Source organism: Arthrobacter sp. SIMBA_036, from assembly GCF_046535135.1.
Classification (GTDB): Bacteria; Actinomycetota; Actinomycetes; order Actinomycetales; family Micrococcaceae; genus Arthrobacter.
Map to the genome: position 1 here is coordinate 201,698 of NZ_JAWRXG010000007.1, position 18,754 is coordinate 220,451.

General features: G+C 62.0%; 17 protein-coding genes and 1 pseudogene. 8 read left to right on the plus strand and 10 right to left on the minus strand.

What is annotated here, in order from left to right:
* Positions 1–40: 40 nt before the first annotated feature.
* Both SB659_RS11715 and SB659_RS11720 read left to right on the plus strand, forming a co-directional pair.
* On the plus strand, positions 41–547 hold the full coding sequence (locus SB659_RS11715; protein ID WP_410550526.1) for a hypothetical protein: 507 nt from the start codon (positions 41–43) through the stop codon (positions 545–547).
* A gap of 71 nt (positions 548–618) precedes the next feature.
* Positions 619–1,224 carry a hypothetical protein gene (locus tag SB659_RS11720; RefSeq protein ID WP_410550527.1) on the plus strand — a complete coding sequence of 202 codons (606 nt, stop codon included), beginning with the start codon at positions 619–621 and terminating at the stop codon, positions 1,222–1,224.
* Between the two features lie 61 nt (positions 1,225–1,285).
* Here the strand turns inward: SB659_RS11720 and SB659_RS11725 are convergent, their stop codons facing one another.
* From SB659_RS11725 to SB659_RS11750, 6 genes and pseudogenes are all read right to left on the minus strand, one after another.
* Positions 1,286–1,639, minus strand: a complete 354-nt coding sequence (locus SB659_RS11725; RefSeq protein WP_410550528.1) for a hypothetical protein — start codon at positions 1,637–1,639, stop codon at positions 1,286–1,288.
* Positions 1,640–1,897: 258 nt separating this feature from the next.
* A complete protein-coding gene (locus tag SB659_RS11730) occupies positions 1,898–2,737 on the minus strand; it encodes a hypothetical protein (protein ID WP_410550529.1) in 840 nt (279 codons plus the stop codon).
* Positions 2,738–2,837: 100 nt separating this feature from the next.
* A pseudogene (locus SB659_RS11735) lies at positions 2,838–3,502 on the minus strand (DUF6318 family protein).
* A 159-nt stretch (positions 3,503–3,661) separates the two neighbouring features.
* Positions 3,662–4,039 (minus strand): RNA-binding S4 domain-containing protein, encoded by a 378-nt coding sequence (locus tag SB659_RS11740; protein ID WP_018779945.1) that lies wholly within the window; start codon positions 4,037–4,039, stop codon positions 3,662–3,664.
* Positions 4,040–4,093: 54 nt separating this feature from the next.
* Positions 4,094–5,197, minus strand: coding sequence for a sulfite oxidase (locus tag SB659_RS11745; RefSeq protein WP_410550530.1), 1,104 nt, complete (start codon positions 5,195–5,197; stop codon positions 4,094–4,096).
* Positions 5,198–5,360: 163 nt separating this feature from the next.
* Positions 5,361–6,395: an aldo/keto reductase gene (locus SB659_RS11750; protein ID WP_410550531.1), complete on the minus strand. Its 1,035-nt coding sequence runs from the start codon at positions 6,393–6,395 to the stop codon at positions 5,361–5,363.
* A 247-nt stretch (positions 6,396–6,642) separates the two neighbouring features.
* On the opposite strand from SB659_RS11750, the gene SB659_RS11755 reads away from it, so the two are divergent.
* Positions 6,643–7,134: a flavin reductase family protein gene (locus SB659_RS11755; RefSeq protein WP_284978848.1), complete on the plus strand. Its 492-nt coding sequence runs from the start codon at positions 6,643–6,645 to the stop codon at positions 7,132–7,134.
* A 2-nt stretch (positions 7,135–7,136) separates the two neighbouring features.
* Here SB659_RS11755 and SB659_RS11760 read toward each other — a convergent pair whose 3' ends face one another.
* A complete protein-coding gene (locus tag SB659_RS11760) occupies positions 7,137–7,799 on the minus strand; it encodes a hypothetical protein (protein ID WP_410550532.1) in 663 nt (220 codons plus the stop codon).
* A gap of 188 nt (positions 7,800–7,987) precedes the next feature.
* Between SB659_RS11760 and SB659_RS11765 the strand changes: the two genes are divergently transcribed.
* Positions 7,988–8,410 carry a YchJ family protein gene (locus SB659_RS11765; RefSeq protein ID WP_410550533.1) on the plus strand — a complete coding sequence of 141 codons (423 nt, stop codon included), beginning with the start codon at positions 7,988–7,990 and terminating at the stop codon, positions 8,408–8,410.
* 13 nt (positions 8,411–8,423) lie between these two features.
* Here the strand turns inward: SB659_RS11765 and SB659_RS11770 are convergent, their stop codons facing one another.
* Positions 8,424–10,388, minus strand: coding sequence for an acyl-CoA dehydrogenase family protein (locus SB659_RS11770; RefSeq protein WP_410550534.1), 1,965 nt, complete (start codon positions 10,386–10,388; stop codon positions 8,424–8,426).
* Between the two features lie 62 nt (positions 10,389–10,450).
* Positions 10,451–10,753, minus strand: a complete 303-nt coding sequence (locus tag SB659_RS11775; protein ID WP_410550535.1) for a hypothetical protein — start codon at positions 10,751–10,753, stop codon at positions 10,451–10,453.
* A 246-nt stretch (positions 10,754–10,999) separates the two neighbouring features.
* Here SB659_RS11775 and SB659_RS11780 point away from each other — a divergent pair, with 246 nt between their 5' ends.
* Genes SB659_RS11780 through SB659_RS11790 form a run of 3 tightly spaced genes read left to right on the plus strand, consistent with a single transcriptional unit; the run spans position 11,000 to position 16,765 of the window.
* The gene (locus tag SB659_RS11780) at positions 11,000–12,457 is read left to right on the plus strand and encodes a DUF3375 family protein (protein WP_284978853.1); all 1,458 of its coding nucleotides are present in this window, start codon (positions 11,000–11,002) and stop codon (positions 12,455–12,457) included.
* Positions 12,450–13,298 (plus strand): DUF4194 domain-containing protein, encoded by an 849-nt coding sequence (locus SB659_RS11785; protein WP_284978854.1) that lies wholly within the window; start codon positions 12,450–12,452, stop codon positions 13,296–13,298. The genes SB659_RS11780 and SB659_RS11785 overlap by 8 nt, the downstream gene beginning before the upstream one ends.
* Complete coding sequence (locus tag SB659_RS11790; protein ID WP_410550536.1) at positions 13,295–16,765, plus strand: ATP-binding protein; 3,471 nt, start codon at positions 13,295–13,297, stop codon at positions 16,763–16,765. Before SB659_RS11785 ends, SB659_RS11790 begins: the two co-directional genes overlap by 4 nt.
* A gap of 26 nt (positions 16,766–16,791) precedes the next feature.
* Here SB659_RS11790 and SB659_RS11795 read toward each other — a convergent pair whose 3' ends face one another.
* Positions 16,792–17,295, minus strand: a complete 504-nt coding sequence (locus SB659_RS11795) for an FBP domain-containing protein (protein WP_284975053.1) — start codon at positions 17,293–17,295, stop codon at positions 16,792–16,794.
* Positions 17,296–17,670: 375 nt separating this feature from the next.
* On the opposite strand from SB659_RS11795, the gene SB659_RS11800 reads away from it, so the two are divergent.
* Positions 17,671–18,750, plus strand: coding sequence for an iron-siderophore ABC transporter substrate-binding protein (locus SB659_RS11800; protein WP_410550538.1), 1,080 nt, complete (start codon positions 17,671–17,673; stop codon positions 18,748–18,750).
* The last annotated feature ends 4 nt before the right edge of the window (positions 18,751–18,754 follow it).

Consider the following 18,754-nt stretch of genomic DNA (forward strand, 5'->3'; position numbering starts at 1 on the left):
TCACGGTTTAGTGCTGTCCTTCGCTGAAGCACAATGGACCATGCTCTTCACCAAAAAGTCCCTCACCGCGGATGGCTTCACCGGGTTCAGGCCGCTCGATGAACTCGACCCCATGCGAATTCCCCAAGGACCCGGTATCTTCGCGGTGCTCCGCCCTGCAGAATTCCAGCCAGTATTCCTGAGCAAGAGCACGGCCGGGACATTCAAGAAAAAGGACCCCTCCCTCAAGCGGGAAGCCCTGGAAGCCGAATGGCTACCGGAAGCTTCAGTACTCTACTTGGGCAAAGCCAGCGCCGGCAGTCAAGGCAACCGAGGACTTCGTCAGCAGATCCAGGAGTTCTTGGACTACGGCCGTGGACGTCCGACCGTCGTTTGGGATGCGCGGCTCATCTGGCAACTGCGCGACGCCCTCGACTTGGTGATTGCATGGAAGGAACTCCCCGCGCCCGACGTGAACGCGGCCGAAGCCGCCTACCACGCTGACTTTATTGCCATCTTCGGGAGGCTTCCGTTCGCCAACCTCGTCCAGGCCCGTCCAAGGAAGTAGCTCCCCGACGGCGGCAGTTCGTTCCGTCGTCGGCCTGCCGCTGGCTTTGCATCCGGCGCATAATGTGGTTCATGACCGCCAGCGATCGCACCCCCGGCAAACCGGAGGAACCTCGCGTCACAGTTGAGGTTCCGGTCCTTCGAATTGGCGCCGGACTTGACGACTACGAGGGACTCAGCCGCTTCGTCGTCTCACTCCGCAAGCCGCAGGGACTGCACATGACACTGCTGCACGTCGGCATCCTGGACCACTTGGTGGCGGACATTGAGGCCTGGACCAAAGGGCGCTCGACGCCGGAAAGGGTACTTCCGGAAATTGTGAGCTGGCTGACCGAATTGCCGGTCCTGGAGGGATTCCTAGGCAAGTCTGACAGGCTGGTTCCTTTGGGCGGCGGACGCCTTATGGGTCTCGAAGTGGACGTTCCACAGGAAGTGCATGACTACCAAGCACTCCTTGTCCAAGGACTTCACGTGCTGTTGGACGACCTTGGGCTCGACAACATTGACGACTTCATCCTGTCTTCCCATGCCCTGGGCTACAGGTCCCCGCGGTGGCTGCCCCACATTGCCGTGGGCAAGGCCCAGTCCCGACAGCAAGGGGCCACGGAGCTTGCGCCTGTCGCCATAGAGTTCGGCGATTCGAGGATCCGGCACCGGGAGTCGCTTCCCGCGCAGTGACGTTGCGGGCCGTCCGCCACGGTTTCTCAGCTCCTGAGCCGACTGCTTCTTGCACCCCTGATCAGGCATGGGGATCGTAGAAGCACGTTGGACCGCTTACCGGAACCCAGTCCTGCCATCCGGGGCTGGCTACTGTTCGTAACGCCTTCTTCCAGATGACAGGCCTCCCTTCTGCCTTGCTGTCAGCGGTGGCAGGGCACTCCAGCGTCAGGCATCTGTTGTCCTCGGAATCCGGGCCATCATCACGGCAATGGAAGTCTGGCATGAGTTGATACAAGCCGTCGGAGGAGATGATGGTGCCCTGTGCCGAAGCGGGCGACGACACCTGTTTCGACAGCGGTGCGGGACTTATGGAAGTGGAACGGTCTTCGCCGCCCTGGCAACCAGATACGAGAAGCAAGCTGGACACAGCCATCGCCACCGTACCTAGACGCGTAACTGTCTTTTTGCAGGCGTGAAGGTCTCGAATCATTCGGTACTCCTAGCTGGTTTGTGTTGTGTCGATCAGCCTAGATCGGTCCGGGGGAATGGCCGAAGTGGGATTCGAAGACCTGTGGATATCCCTGAAACACCCATGCAAGCGGCATTTGAGGTCTTCGATCTGATGGGTTTGAGATTGGTTTTGGGCACGACAGCATCACGTGCCCTGCACCAATCGTTGGCAATTGCGTGGCTACTGGGTTGCTCCGGGGCAGCCCCAGGAGTTGGGGTTTTGTTGGCAGGTGTCTGCGACGAGTGTTTTTTGGGTTTTCCAGACGTGGATGGTGGTGGGTGGTGTGGTGAGGTTGAGGGTTCCGTTGATGGGGAGTGGGGGTCCGTTGTTGACGGTGTAGGTTCCGGTGAAGGTGGTGATGAGGGTGGTTTGGTAGTTGCCGGTTTGGGTGTAGGTGTGGCTGGTGCGGGTGTTGGTGGTGAGCCATTGGGTTTGGGGGAGGGGTTGGCCTGGGGTGGGGGTTGGTCCGAGGGTGGTGCCGTCGCCGTAGGTGTAGGTGTAGCTGGTGGGGGTGGCGGTGAGGTGGACGTTTTGGCCGAGGATGGTGAGGTTGAAGGTCTGTTCGCCGGTGGTGTTGGTGTAGAAGTTGGTGGGTCCGCCTTTGAGGGTGTTGGGGGCGGGTTGGGTTTGGAGTGTTCCGGGGTTGACGGGTAGTTGTCGGAAGTCGGTGAGGATGCGGGCTGCGATGTTGGCCAGGACGTTTTCTGGTTGGGGATCGTAGAGGCACGTGGGTCCGGTGATGGGGATCCAGTCGGTCCAGCCGGGGTTGGTGATGGCTTTGGGTGCTTGTTTCCAGATGACGGGTGTTCCTTCTTGGCCGCCGGGTGTTTTTGGCGGGCAGTCCAGGGTGTTGCAGCCGGGGTCTCTGGTGTCGGGGCTGTCGGTGCGGCAGTGGACATCAGCCATGTACTGATTCGGATCCTCCGCCGCGGGGCCATCCGGCTTCGCCGTAGCTACCCCTGTGAGGGAATCAAAGGCCCAGTTAGCGTCAAGATCGATGCTTCCCTTAGAGTCGTTCAAACTCATCCACTCACCGGGGTCAGCCTCCGTTCGGGCCTGTTCACCGAGAGTCAGGAGAGTGCCGAAAAGAGCTAGAACCGATATCGCCCCACGGACGTACCTAACGAATGACACCGGTATCGACGACCTTCCAGCTCGACCGGAACTTCGCTACGACCGCGAAAGCATCATTGGTTGCTGCGTCCGAGGGGCGGCCTTCGGTCCCATCCCGGTTGAAATAGTGGATTGCATCCTGAATCACCTGAACCTTGGTGACCTGTGAGTCGCTCTGGGATGTCCAATCTGTTTCCACGTTGGGAATGTGCAGCGTACCGCCGTTCGTCCATCGCCCATCCCTGTTACTGTCCGTTGCTGCGGCCTGCATGTGACTACAAACAATGCATTCAGCGTGCTCAAAGTAGCTAACGTTGTGATGTCACCAGTTTGATTGGCGTAGTTTTTGACCGCGTACCAGTACCGGATGAACGCCTCCAACCCTGCTTTCGAGTTTTCCTTCGCTAGCTCCGGCATCACCGGAACCGGCACGTTTTGCGCCTTCCCCTTCGCATCCGCCGGCTTGTACCCCGCAGCCGTCGAAGGGCCAGCAGACGCGGGGGAGGCCGGCCCCGATAAGGTCGGCGACGCCGTCGTCGAGCTTGTCTCGGAGAGTGAGCTGGCAGGTGCGGGGCCGTTTTGGCACCCGCTAAGAAGCAGAAGTGCGATGACTCCGAGACACGCTGTCCGGAGACCCAAAGATGGAAAAAAGGCGAACGAAAATCGTGACATGACAAGCTCCCCCAGCAGCCGTTCGGTGATGTGTCGGCCAGTCTAGGCCGGGTGCTGAAGTGGATTCATGTCAAGAATGAGGGCTTGTGGATAACCGACCCCGATGCCCCGAATGGCAGGCGAAATGTGCTGGATCAAGAAGTGGCGCCCGTAAGCCACTTACCCCCGCAGCTTCTCCATATCCCGGCGGTCCTTCTTGGTGGGGCGCCCGGCACCACGGTCCCGCTGGGGCAGCCCGAGCTTGGGTGCAACGGGGCGCGGGGGAGTGTGGTCGGTGAAACAGTGCGATGCCGCCTCGGCTCCAACACGCTTGGCGATCAACCTCCGTACCTCGAGGATCCGCTCCCACCCGGATTCCCGGACACGAATGGTGTCGCCAATAATCACGCTTTGTGATGCCTTCACAGGATTTCCATTAATGCGGATGTGCCCGGCCCGGCAGGCTGCAGTGGCCGCTGATCGGGTTTTGTAGGCGCGGATTGCCCACAACCAAGCATCAACGCGGACGTTCGCCGGGGATGAAGACGGGATACTCATGATTTGAACGAGTCTAACGCGGCGAAACCACGAACCCCAGCCGCCAAAACGGCCCTACCGCACCGTCACCTCAACCCGCTGCGCTATATTATTTCCCATGCCCTGGTAGTTCCACACCTGCTCCACGGGTTGCAGGGCGCCGGACGTATCCATCGCCCTGCACTGCAGTACATGCTCGCCCGGGCTCGCGACCCACACCATGGACCATCGCCGCCACGCGTAGTCACCCAATGGCGGTTCCAAATGCGCAGGCATCCACTCGCCGTCGATCCCTACTTCCAGCCGCTCAACTTCCCCGTGTCCCGACCAAGTCCGGCCATGCAACATCACGGGACCGGCATCAACAACGCGTCGCCGCGTGTAGAAGTCCGGTATCCCGGGCGGCACCATCAGTGAGCGGACGCGGATGTGTGTCACGGGCAGTCCGGGCCCGTCGGGACCCTGCAGGTAGTGATACGCCACCGCCTGCTGGTACCCCAGGAATCTGGTGGTCACGGCTTCAATCGAGGTCAACCACTTCACGCTCGCCATGCCGTACCAGCCTGGAACCAGTAGCCGCAGCGGGTAGCCGTGCTGGAGGGGCAGAGGTTCGCCGTTCATCGCGTAGACCAGCATGACATCGGGATGCATCGCTTCCTCGATGGTCAGGCTGCGGGCGTACGGTTCTTCCACGCCGCCCTGAATGCCGCTGTCCGCGCCGGTGAAGACAAGCTCGACGGCGTCATCGGCCAAGCCTGCCTCGTCCAGCAACGGTGCCAAGGGCGTACCGGTCCACTCCGCGGTGCCCACGGCCCCGAGGCCCCACGGCTGGCTCAGCGGCCGTGGCTTAAGGAGCGACCGCCCATTACCGGCGCACTCCATGGTGACCGGCATGGTGACGGCCGGCCTGGCTTTGATGTCTTCCAGGCTCAATTCAAGGCAGCGTTCAAAAGAACCGCTCAAACGCAATCTCCAGCAGTCAGTCGCAAGATGCGGGATGTCGAAGTGGATCAGCAGGTAGTGGAGCCCGACGGGCGTGATGTCGTCGTGCAGAGCTTCAAAGGGCATGGAGTGATTTCGCCCGGAAAGTTGCAGTTCTTCAGGAGTTAGCGGACCTTCGGTCGGCTGTCCGGCGGTGACAGCCCTGGCAGGACTTTGCTTGACGTGGTGCTTGGTCATGGGCCTGCGGCGTTCTACTGGAAACCAACGCTGCGGCGTGCCGCAGCACTTAGGTCAAGCATCACGCCGCGAACAGAACACCGTCAATACCTGTTTGCGGGGTCTGCTTTGCAGGCTACGAGGGGCGAGTAGGGGGTAAACCGGGCCTCGCAACGGAAGAGGACTACCGGCGTCGTAATTCCGGGTACTCGAGGTGCGGTGCAACCGTGCCGGCATCACGTTCGAGGAAATTGACCGCGGGGACCACGATCTCGTCGATTTCATCGAGAATCGACTCGCTGAGCACCACATCTGCGGCTTTCAGGTAATCGGTGAGGTGCTCCTCGGTGCGTGGCCCGATCACCACGCTCGTGACGGCGGGATGGTTCAAGGCAAAGCCGACCGCGAGTTGGATGAGCGTCAACCCGTGGCGGGCAGCAAGTTGTGCCAGGGCATCGGCCGCGTGCAGCTTGCCTTGGTTGAAAGGTGCTTGCACGTCGAAGCGTCCGGGAACTGCGGAGAAGCGCGAGCTGTCCGGCTGCCCGGACCCAACCCGATACGCACCGGCCAGCCAGCCGCCGTCGAGCGGCCCGTAGCTCAAAACCCCGACGCCGTATTGCTGCGTGATGGGGAAGACGTCGCGTTCGTTGGCGCGGACCAGGAGTGAGTACGGAACTTGGTCCACGGCGGGAGGAATCAGGTGGTTGGTGTTCGCGATCCACTGGGCTTCGACCAGCTGCGCGGGGCTGAACACAGACGTTCCGTAGTACAGGATTTTGCCTTGGCGAATGAGGTCGTTGAGGGCAGTGATGGTTTCCAGCAGATCGGTGGTGTAGTCGGGGCGGTGGGCCAGATAGAGGTCGATCCTGTCCGTCTTCAACCGTCGCAGGCTGTCCTCCACGGCCCGGACTATCCAGCGTCGCGAGTTGCCTCCATGCGCTGGGTTTGAACCCATTTGTCCGTGGAACTTCGTAGCGAGGAAGACATCATCGCGCCGGCCATGAATGGCTTGGCCAACCACTGTTTCAGCCTCGCCCTGTGAATAGATGTCCGCGGTGTCGATACTGGTGATCCCGGCGTCCAGTGCGGCCGAGATGATCCGGACACTCTCGGCGGGACCAGTGGGCGCGGCACCACTACCGAAATTCAGGGTGCCCAGGGTGAGGGGACTGATCAGGGCGCCAGTGCGTCCCAGCGTACGTAGCTCGTTGAGGCTCATGGAGGCTTCCTGTGGAGGGACTGTGCTGGTGGATTACTCGAGGCTACACATGGGCGCTCGGGGCATAAATGCACGTGGTAGAACTTCTTCGTTTTTCGTCTTTCGAAGTAATGGAACGCGTACCGGTTCGCACCATTTCTTGACATGGCGAAACACAAATGTCTTTCGAATCAACAAACGTTGTGGTCTTCCCTGCCCCGTGAATCATGGGATGGGAACGCACGTATCGGACGAAAGGCACCGCGGAATGAGACAGACAACGGTTGAGGAAACAGCGGCCATCAAGGCTGCCTTCGCACAGTTCCCATCAGGAGTTGCCGCATTCAGCGCCATGGTTGACTTCACACCCGAGGGCTTAGTGGCCTCGTCCTTCACCGTGGGGGTGTCCCTGGACCCGCCTCTGGTCATGTTCGCCGTCCAGAACTCCTCCACAACCTGGCCCAAGCTGCGTCTTGCCCAACGACTCGGGGTCTCGGTCCTGGCCGAGGGCCAGGAAGCGGCTTGCTTGCAACTGGCTTCGAAAACGGGCGATCGGTTCGCAGGCCTGGATACCAGTGTGAGTGACTCGGGGGCGGTCCTGATCGACGGGGCAGTACTGGGGTTCGAGTGCGAAATTGTTTCCGAAACCGTGGCCGGGGACCATTCGATCGTGGTGTTGGAAGTCAAGGCCAGCACGGTCAACCTCAACTCGAAACCATTGATCTACCACGGCGCTGCTTTCCGGCAGTTGGCAGCCTAGCGCTACGAGTTACGGCTGGCGCCGCTCAGCGAGCCTTTCCGGATCGCGCTGGACGACTTCCCTTTCCGCGGTGTGGCGCCAGCTTTTGGCCCACCGTTCCCGGGTAGCGACGGCGGGACATCCGGAGCCGCGGGGGTAGGGGTTTTCCCGCTGGTCGACGGCGGAGTGGGGTCCTCGATCTCGCGAACAGCTACCTTGATCGCGGGCGGTTGACCGGCCTTGGCCCGGGCGGCTTCCCTTTCCTTGGCTTCGGCAACTGCGTCCGCCCAGTCTTTGGCGAGGGCAGGGGTGTCTTTGGCCGGGGCCGATGCGCCGACCAGTCGTCGTCGAGCAGCACCCCAAAGGTCACGCTTGGGCGCTGTAGCGGCAGCGGCAGCACCGCCCGACGCCGGGGTTGCCGTCACGGGCGCTGCGGGCTCGACGACGTCGGCAGTCGCCTCCCCGGGCCTGCGTTCCGGAAGGGGCGGCAAATGGACGATGGGTGTGTTGGCCTTCTTGGGGAAGATTCCGATTAACGCCATCAGCGCGACGGCGAGCAGCCGCCCGATTCCGGCGACAACCAACGTGATGATGACCACGAACACGAGTCCTAGGAACATGAGGACGGCAAGCCCCAAAGTCCCGAAGTAGGTCAGATTGATGGCGAGTGTTGTCGGATCATCCACGTAGCCTCCCCTGGCTGTCGTTTTGTGATGCGCGCCTTGCCCACCTATCTTGCATACCTAGCCTAAGGTCCAGTACCGACGGAATCACGCGCCGCCGGGCGCTACAGCAGGGTTGTTTCAAAGCTGTTATCTGGCATGGGAAAATATGTTGCCCAGCTCTCATTTACAGCCCCGGATTGCGAGCTTTTATGCCCCGTGACGTTGCTCCCGAACATGCCCTGCTTCGCGGCGGCGCATGCCCCTGCCTGTCCGGCGACCAGTACGCCGATTGCTGTGCCCGTTTCCATCGCGGCGAGGCTGATGCCCCAACGGCAGAGCAACTGATGCGCTCCAGATATTCAGCCTTTGCGGTCCTTGATGCGGACTACCTCTTGCGTACGTGGCATTCCTCCACCCGCCCGCGTTCCTTGGAGTTGGACCCGGACGTGCAGTGGCGCAGGCTGGACATCCTCGCGGTTTCCAAGGGCGGTCCGTTGGACAGTGAGGGCGTGGTGGAGTTTGCTGCGCACTATCGATCCGGGGGCGAACGTGGCGTGCAACGTGAGTCCAGCAGGTTCGTCAGGGAAGGTAAGCGCTGGTATTACGTGGCCGGTGAAGTCGCCTCGATCTAGCGGTACTTCCGATCTAGCGGTACTTGCGGTGCAGGTTCTCCTTGGTGGAAGCCCCGGCGACAGCGTCCGCAATCCACGGTCCGGTACCTTCAGAGGGGTCCAGGACCCCAGCCTCCAGCCATGCGTAGTCGCCGTTGAGGACTTTGCGCGACAGGTCGTGGTCGCCGTCGTCGGTATTGCGCCACAGTTGGTCGAAGTATTCGTCCACTCGCACGCGGGCCTGTTCACAGAACGCTTCGGCCAACTCGAAGGCGGCCGCGCCTTGTTCGGGATGGGTGCGGAGCAGCATCTCCGCCCGTGAACAGCAGGCGGCCATGGCAAAAAGCTCGGCTCCAATATCCACGATCCTGCCAAGGAATGCCTGTTTGTATTCGAGCTTGGCTTGCCAGCGCCCCATACCGTAGAACGTTTGCCGTGCAAGCCGGCGGGACGACCGCTCCACGAACCGCAATTGCTTCCCGAGCCGGCCGAATTCGGCGTAAGAACGCGGGTCCATCCCCGCCCCTGCCACAAGTTTCGGCAACCACTTCGCATAAAAACCAGAGGCTCCGACGGCGGCCCTCGCCTTGTCCTGGAGGCTTGCATCGGCCGAGGCCAGGTCGCCGGCAGCCGCAAGGTGGGCGTCCACCGCTTCGCGGGCGATGAGGAGTTTCATGATTTCGCTGGAGCCCTCAAAAATCCGGTTGATCCGGAGGTCCCTGAGCAGTTGCTCGGCTGGCACGGCTCTTTCGCCCCGCGCCTGGAGGGAGTCAGCGGTTTCAAAGCCCCGACCACCACGGATCTGCACGAGTTCGTCGGCGATGCGGCAGCTGAGTTCGGTGGACCAGAGTTTGGCTAAGGCAGCTTCGATCCGGATGTCCTTGACGCCGGCGTCCGCCATTTCCGCCGACAATTCGAACACCGCCTCCAACGCGAAGGTGGTGGCTGCTATGAAGGCGATCTTCTTGCCCACTGCCTCGTGATGGCCGATCGGCCTGCCCCACTGGGTCCTCGCATTCGACCACTCCCGCGCGATCTTGAGGCTCCATTTCCCGGCTGCGACACAGAGTCCCGGGATGGAAAGACGGCCGGTGTTGAGTGTGGTGAGGGCGATTTTGAGGCCCTGCCCCTCACGGCCCAGCCGGTTGGCGGCAGGCACCCTGACCTGGTGGAAGCGGGTGACGCCGTTCTCGATCCCGCGCAGACCCATGAAGGCGTTGCGGTTTTCCACCGTGATACCGGGAGAGTCCATGTCCACCACGAACGCCGTGATGCCCCCCTTATGCTCGGTGCCATCGGGATCGCTATGGGCAGGGACCCTCGCCATGACCACCACGAGCTCGGCGATCACCCCGTTGGTGGTCCAAAGCTTCACGCCGTCCAAAAGGTAGGATCCGCCGTCGTCGGAAAGGACGGCAGTGGCGCCCATACGGGCGGGGTCACTGCCGACGTCGGGCTCGGTCAGGAGGAAGGCGGTGATGGCACCCGAGGCGCAACGTGGCAGGTACTGCTGCTTCTGCTCCGGAGTGCCGAACTCTTTGACCGGCTCCGGCACGCCGATGGATTGATGCGCGGAGATAAGTGCACCCAAGCTTGGATGGACGGAGCCCAGAAGCGCCAGTGCCCGGCCGTAGTAGACCAAGGACAACCCCAAGCCGCCGTATTCGCGGGGGATCTTCATGCCAAATACGCCAAGTTCAGCCAGTCCGGCCAGGTACTCGTCCGGGATCTTCGCGTCGCGTTCGATGGTGCGGCCGGACATGGTTTTTGCGAACGCCAGCAGCTTGGCCATAAACGCTTCGCCTCGCTGGACGTCTGCCGGGTTTGCCTGTGGCCACGGGTGGATAAGGCTGAGGTCGAAGCTGCCCAGGTAGAGGCCCTTTGCGAAGCTGGGCCTGTTCCACTCGGGTTCACGGGCGGCTTCAGCTACAGCGCGTGCTTCTTCTGCGGTGGCATTGACGCTGGCGGCAGTCTGGCTGCTGTCTGTGGCGGACGTCATGTTCTCACTCCTCTGGCCGGTGGTGCCGGATGGAGCCAGGGTCCGCCTTGGGTGGGAACCCTTCAGCTGTCCTTCAATGCTACCCGCGAGTAGCTACCCGTACTAGGGGCAATCTGGGTCTGGAAATCGCCCGGGATCTCAACTTGTCCGGCGTGATGGACCAACCGATCCCAGCCAAAGTTGATGCCCTGGACCAGCGTGACGAGCACCCCTTTGACGACGTACCAAGCAGTGCTCATGGCGCCGATGAGAATGATCGCCGCGAATGCGGCTGCTGCAACGAAGGCCACCAAGAGTGCGGCGATGAGCAGTGTTCCAATGAAAACGTACGTAGCTGAATCAAGCGCGGTGAAATCGAAGTTCATTGTTCCCCCCGGAGCGGCATTACGTGGTGGACGCTGCGTGACTGCGTCGATGTACCGACTGTATGGGTGGGGACCGCGTGCTGGCAGCTCACGAAGCGTGCCCTTGAGTGGTTGATACGTGATTGAAACCGTACCGAGGGGTAGGTTACGGAATGGTTGCGGCAGCCTGGGTGGGCCCCCTGCGTTAACCTTGTACGGGGCAGTTTCCACTGCCTGCCACGTTTCGCAGCAGCTGAAGGAGAGTACTTGCCCCGTTCAGCCCTGACCTCCGCGGACGCCATCAGTGCCCGCCTTCGTGATCTGGAGCAGCTGACCAAGGGTCCCGCGTGGGCGCTGACCCGTTCCGCGCCCTGGGTCATTGCGGTGCTGCAAGCCTCCTTCACCCGGACGCGGCCCCAGCTTCCCCTGGAAGAGTTCCACGCCGACGTCGACGCTTTCCTTGAGCAGCTCCGGAAGCAGGAACCCGGGCTCGGAGGCCAACAGAACGGCAAACTCTTCGGTGATGAGTGGACCCGGAAACACTTCCTGACCCGCCGCAACCAGTCCGGCCAGATCGTGTATGAAATTACCGAACCCGCCGCCCGGGTGCTGGCGTTCCTTGACAGCCTTTCAAGCGACCGCTCAACGCTGAACGGTTCGCGCCTGGGCACGCTCCTCGGTGACGTGGAGAAGCTCGCTAACGAAACCAACCCGGACCAAAGCGCCCGCCTGGAAGCCCTCGAAGAGGAAATCCAGGAACGCCAACAGTTGGTGGAGGACATCAGCTCCGGTGAGTTCGATGGCCTGTTGGATGATGACGAGGCTGTTGAAGCCGCGGGCAACATCCTTGACCTTGCTGCCAGCCTTCCGGCGGACTACAAGAAGATGCGGGATCGCATCGAAGAACTGGTGGGCGAGCTCCGCAACCAGATCATCGACGAGTCCTTGAGCAAAGGGGCCACCATGGCCCAAGTCCTCGAGGCAGACAAGCGGCTGCGGCAAAGTCCGGAGGGCCGAACGTTCCGCTCGTTCACGGCTTTCCTGGAGGACCCGCAGCAGCAACTGCGTTTCCGCTCTGCGATCGGTGAAGTCCTGAGCAGGCAGTTCGCCGACGACCTCTCGCACGAAGACCGGGAGACCCTGAAGAACCTCGTGGCCGAACTCCGGCAGCAACACAGCCAGATCCAGCGGATTTACGGCAAGCTCTCGGAGAGCCTGAACACGTATATACAGAGCGATGACGTTCGGCAGTCGGTCAGTCTACGGAAGGTCCTCGCCGAGGCCGAACAGGCTATCCGGTCCATGCCGTACGAGCGTGACCGGCCGGGTTTGGTGGCCGGGCCGGTGCTGTACAACGCGGGTTTCGAGTCCCTGGCCATGGTCAAGCTGTTCGATCCCGACGAGTTCGCGACGCCGCCACGCCTGGCCGATCCCATCGCCTTCAGCGATTCTGACCGTGTCAGGTCCGCGCGCACCGGTAAAGCCAAACCAGCTGCTGTGAGGGCCGCCATGGCCGGGGCGGCGACGCTCGGTGCAGCGTGGGAGAATTTGCCGGCCGAAGAACGGCACATCAACACAGTCCGCACGCTGCTCTCCATGGCACTTCACACCGGCGCCGCCTTTGACCGGTCCGCCTGGGAGCCCCTTGACTTCGAACAAATCGACGGCAGCATACGTACGGCTTACTTGCCCGTCGTCACACTGAATGAGGATTCTGATGACTGAGGAAATCACGACGACGGACGTTACCGAGGCGGATGACGTCACCGTAGATGACGTCACCGTAGATGACGTCGCCGAAGGTGATGCCCCCGAAGAGTATGCCGCCGATGAATCGGTGGAGGCCGTTGCGGTGGATCCCTTCCAGGTCACGCCGCGGGACACGTTCGTTGACGGCGCCGCACTGTTCCCCGGGGATACGGGTGTCCTGCCCATGAAGGTCCGGCACGCGTTGGTGAAGCTCCTGAAAGGGCCATACATCGACGGCGGCCGTGAAGAGAAATTGTGGACGACGCTGCTTGATAACCAAGTGATCCTCCGGAGCAGGCTCTCTGAGCTCTTCCTTTCCCTCCAGTTGGACCATGACCGGAAGATCGCGGTGCTGCGCCCCGTTGATCCCGAGGTGGTGGGCTCGAATTCGCGCTCAAGCATCCTCCGCCAGCAACGGGCACTGAGCCGCGTGGAAACCATCGTGCTGCTGCGCCTGCGTTTATTGCTGGACCGTCACATCACCGCCCAGACGGATCCCACCATCACCCGTGAGGAAATCTCTGACTTGGTGGCCAACTACACCCCCTCCGGCCAGCAGGATGCGTTGCGGGACTCCGACGTCGTGACCCGCACCATCAACAAGCTGCTGGCGCGCCAACTGCTCCTCCCCACTGCCCTGGAAGATACCTACACCATCAGCAACGCCCTGCCCCTGGCCCTTCCGTTCGAGAACATTGGCGACATCCCGGCCCAGATCGAGGCGTTGGTGGCGGTTGCCGCGGATGAATCGGGAACGGAACCCTTGCTCGATCTTGATCGGGATGTTCGCTCCGAGGATGAGGAGGCAGGCAAGTGACCATCGCAACCATGCTTCCGCTGGGTGACCAGATCAACCCCGGCCAGATGCGCCTTGCGCTCGTCCAAGTGGTCAACTGGGGCACGTTCCACGGCGCGCACACCATGCATGTGGATCGCAACGGCACCCTCCTAACCGGTAACTCGGGGGTCGGCAAATCTACGCTGTTCGATGCCATGCTGCGCGTCTTCGATGCCCGTCCGCGCTCCAATGAGGCCGCGGCACAGCGGTCCGGAGGTGCTGTGGAGGACAAGCGGACCACCTTTACCTACATGCGCGGCAAAGTTGGTGATAAGGCTGTTGGTGAGGGCTCGGCCAGTGCCTTCCAACGCCCGGGAGCTACGTGGTCCGCCGTCGCACTGACGTACGACAACGCGGCCGGCACGAAGGTGACGGTCTCGGCCCTGTTCGACCTGCCCAAGAATGGCACGGAGTCGAGCGTCGGACGTTTTTACGTGATTGACAGCAAGCCGTTGGACCTTGAAGCCATTGAGGGGATCGCGCAGAAACGGTTTACGAAGGGCGGGTTGGAGGGCATTTTCCCGGACGGCCAAGTGTTCGATGTGCACAAGGCGTTTGCCGAACGGTTCCGCCGATTGCTTGGCATCAATTCGGATCAGGCGCTTCCACTGCTTCGTGTCATCCAAGCAGGCAAAGGCTTGGGTGGGAGCGTCAATACATTCTTCCGTGACCAGGTGTTGGATGCTCCGGCCACGCTGGCCGCCGCGGACGACGTCGTGGAGGAATTCAGCAACCTGATGTCCATCCGCCAACGGTTGGAAGATGTCCGGCAGCAGCGCGACCAGTTGGCTCCGGTCCCAGGGCTGAACAAGGAATACGCCCAGGCGCTGCTGGAGGCAAACCGTCTCCGGGAGCTCGCGGGCGAAGAATTTGTTGCCTACAAGCAGCAGTTGGCGGTGACGGTTCACGCGAAGACGTTGGCCCGATTCAAAGAGCTCACGCACACCAAAGCGCAGGAGCTTGCCGGCGAGCGGGCGGTCCGGGAGGGGCTGGCCAAGGAGCTCCGGGAGTTGGAGCTGGACTACAACAACCGTGGCGGCAACGCTATCTCGGCGATTGAGCAGTCGCTGGAGAACGCCCGCGTGGGACTCAAGCTGCGCCAGCAGGTGGAGGAGGCGGCCAAAAAAGCATTGTCCGACGCCGGTTTGGACCTTGAGTGGTCGGCCGAGGGCTGGGATCAGGCGCACGAGCAGGCTGCAGATCGATCAGCGGCATTGAAGGGCGACTCGGAGGCCTTGAAGGAGCTTCGTTTCGAAGCGTTCGACGGCCATGCAACCAAGAAGCGCGAACTGGCGGCCGCTGAACAGGAGTTGCTGTCGCTACGGACGCGCAAGTCTCTGTTGCCGCCGTCGAGCATCGAAAACCGGGCCGCCATCGCCGCCGCCACCGGCGTCCCGGAAGAACGGATGCCGTTCGGAGGCGAACTGGTCGACCTGGCTGAGGGGCAGGATCAGTGGCGGCCCGCCGCCGAGCGTGCCTTGCGCAATCTCGCCACCACGTTGCTGGTTCCGGGCGAGCATTTCGCGGCCGTCACCAGGTACTTGAACAGCAACACGATCCGTGGCGCCTTGCGCGCCGTCGATGTGTCCAAGCCTTTGGCCGGTGGCGCGCTGGCCGTGGAGGAGGTGTCCGACGGCGACCTCTTGACTAAGTTGAACATTCTCACCACGGGGGCCAACGCCGACGCCGGGCAATGGGTCCGTGAGCGGATCGCCGTCGACTTTGCGTATCCGTGCGTGGAGGACCCGGATGAGTTGGCTTCGCTGGACAAAGGCTTGAGCCTTGGTGGCGTGGTTAAACGCAACCGGCACACCGTGGAAAAGGACGACCGGTTCACGAGTCGTCAGGACTACGTCCTCGGCTTTGACAACGCCTCCAAGCTCGAACTCGTCGCTGCGCGGGTGGGGGAGCTGGAAAACGAGTTGGCCAAGGCTGCAGAGTTGGCGCAGAGCCGCGAAGACTCCCATCAGGGCATGGCCCGGCAACTGGAAGCCCTGCGCAGGGTGGCCGAAGACGAACGTCCGTGGGAACAGGTTTCAGCCGCAGTGGCAGCAGAAGAGCTGGCCCGGATCGAGCAACGCCTGGCAGACGCGCTCGCTGCCCAGGCGGACTTGGAACCATTGCGCGCCACCATCGAGTCCGTGCGTGAAAAGCACCAGTCCTCCACAGGTGCCGCTGCCGTGCTCCAGAGCGAATACAAAGCGCTGGACCACCAAATGACCACGGCTGACGGCCTGCTCGATGCCGCGAGGCGAAAGCTTGACCAAGCACCGCCGTCGGCCTCCACGGTGGCCGCACTGGAACCGTACTTCGTCGGAGCGGCGGACCTCACGCAACTCTATGAACTCGACAACCTGGCCAACAACGTCCGCACCAAGTTGCTCGAGGAGCTCCACTCGGCCGAGTCCCGCGGCCAGGCGACAGCCGAACGGTTGACGCGCATGTTCGAGGCCTTTGTGCGCGACTGGGGCAGCGCGATCAGCGCTGACCATGGAACGTCAATTGCCGCCGCCGGAGACTTCGAATCCCGGTACCACGCGATCGTGAGCGATGGTTTGCCGGCGCAGGAGGCCGAGTTCCGGCTGTTCTTCAACCAGCGGACGCACGAATCGTTCAGCACGCTCTTGCATTTGTTGGACGAGGAGCGCCGCAGCATCACCAGCCGCATCCTGCCGCTCAACGGAATTCTGTCCCAAGTGAACTTCCACGAGGGAAGTTACCTTGAGCTGGATATCAAGCAGACGCTTCCGGCCACGGCCAAGCAATTCAAGGATGCGATCCAGAACGCCTTGAAGGCAAAGCACACGCGTCCTTCGCGCGCCGCCGCTACTGGTCCGGCGCCACACGGCGACGACGACGCCGAACTCACGGCCCGCTACAAGTCCCTGGAATCCCTGGTGAAAAGGCTGGGATCGCAAACTCCGGAGGACCGTCGTTGGCGGGCCGAGGTGTTGGATGTCCGCGGGCACCTGTTCATTCAATGCAAGGAGCACCGCGACGTCCCGGGCAAGGCCGACGTTCCGGGCAAGTCGAGCAAGAAGAGGACGGAAGTCTTCATGCACGCGGACACTGGCTCCATGTCCGGCGGCGAGCGCCAACGATTCACCGCGTTCATCATGGCAGCGGCTTTGAGCTACCAGTTGGGCATTGCCGAACAGGGTTTCACCACGTACGGCACGGTGATGATGGACGAAGCTTTCGTGCTGGCTTCGGAGGAGTTCGCGGGTGCGGGCATCAAGGCGTTGCACGAGTTTGGGTTCCAGTTGCTGTTGGCCGCTCCCGAAAACGTGATTGACCTGTCCCGGCACCTCGGTTCCGTCACTGAAATTCTGCGGGACAAGAGGACCAACCGCTCAGGCGTCCTGACTGCCCCCGTTATTGCCGGTCAGGGGGAGCCAGGCGCCTGGCGCTCGGAAGCCAACCCGGTGGACATTGTCCTGCGCTAGGTGGCATTCGGCGTGCGCCTGCTGGGCTAACGCTTGGAGTCGCCGCGGACGCGGTCCAGGAACTGGGCCGTCCGGGCCTTGAGTCCGTCGATCTGCCGAAGCACGACGACGGCCGGGTCCGGGTTGATCTCGTTGACCGGCGGTTCCTTGCGCACGTTGGTACTGCAGCCGAACTCAGCACAGATCAGCGTTCCCACCGTGTTTCCGTCCTTGCCTGATTGCCCGGCCTTCTTGGCCACCCAAAGGTACACGTCGTCCTTGGAGAAGACGTCGCGGCAGAGCTCGCAGAGGACCACGCGCTTCTTTCCAGAGCCGCCTTCGGGCGCCCTGAGCAAGATGCCGGTCAGCTTTCCGCGGTACTCGACCACCAGGTAGCCGCGTTGGGGCATCTTCTCGTCGCGCCAGCCGAGGAACTCGAGGTTGTCCCAGTCGAGAGTTTCGAAGTCGTGGGGAAGGTTGAGCTTGGCGGCCTCGGAGCGGCTCGCGTTGATGAAGGACGCGCGGATCTGTTGGGCGCTAATTTTTTGCATGACGAAAGCTTCTTTCGGAAATGGTCGACGTCGGCGCGCGCGGGATGGGCGCACGGGATGGCGGAAACGTCGGTCATCGAAAGGAAGGTGCTGCTTGGAAGGGCTAGATCGTGGAAAGCCCGTGCGATGCCGACGTGTGGGGCTGTGCCAAGCAGGCCATAGCGGCCACCTCGCCAACCATGGCCGCAGCAGCTGAAACAGCGCGCATGCTCATCCCCTCGTCGTGATAGCGGAAGCGGTAGTCCGCTGCCGCTATCCTGCCAACTTTTCACTACCACTGTCCAGTGAGACGAATTACGTGATGCAAACGTTTCGTAATTAGCAAACGGTTAGGCTAGCCTTACTTAGGTTCCCGTCACTTACCTAAGGAGTCTCGTGGCTTCCCCTCTTCCCCGCCGTGCCCTGCTGAAGACCGCCGCAAGCGCTACGGCAGCTTTGGCCGTCGTCGCCCTTTCCCTCACGGGCTGTTCCACCGGACCGGCTGCTTCGGCAACGCAGCGCACCGAAGCGGAAGCGTCTGCCTTCCCCGTGACCATCAAGCACGCTTTTGGTGAGACCACCATCAAGGCACAGCCCCAGCGAGTGGTCACTATTTCGTGGGTCAACGATGACGTCGCGCTCGCACTGGGCGTAGTTCCGGTGGGGGTTCCCAAGAACACGTGGGGCAACAACAGCAAAGGCTCCACGCCTTGGAAGGACGCCGCGCTGGAGAAACTGGGAGCCGGATTCGGTACCAACAAGGCGCCGGTTCAGTTCTCCGAGGTGGATGGCATCAACTTCACCGAGATCGCAAAGCTCAACCCGGACGTTATCCTCGGCGCTTACTCAGGCCTGACGGAAGCCGATTACAAGAAGCTCTCAGACATCGCCCCGGTGGTTGCCTACCCCGAACTGGCCTATGGAACCCCATGGCAGGAAACCACCACTGTCATCGGCAAGGCGCTGGGCAAGGAAGCCGAAGCCAAGAAGTTGGTGGAGGACACCGAAGTGACCATCACGGACAAAGTGTCCAAATACCCACAGATCAAGGACAAGACTTTCATCTACGGAAACCTCGAACCCGCCAAGGGCGATGGCGCCAACATCTACACCGCCATCGACAACCGGCCCCGTTTCCTGACGGAGATCGGCATGAAGCTCGCGCCCGTGGTGGCGCAAAACACCAAGACCGCCACGGATTTCTTCATCCCGTGGTCCGCGGAAAAGGCCAACGAACTCGCATCCGACGTCTTCGTCACCTGGGTCCCGGACTCCACCACCGCAGATGCCATCAAGGCCGACCCGCTACTCGGGCAGATCCCCGCGGTCAAGAAGGGTGCACTGGTTGCCGACACTGACCAGACCCTTACATTGTCCGTCTCGGCCTCGTCGCCGTTGAGCCTCCCGTGGGCCTTGGACGCGTTCCTTCCGCAGCTGGGCGCCGCCGCCGATAAAGCAGCCGTGACGGGTAAGTAACGCC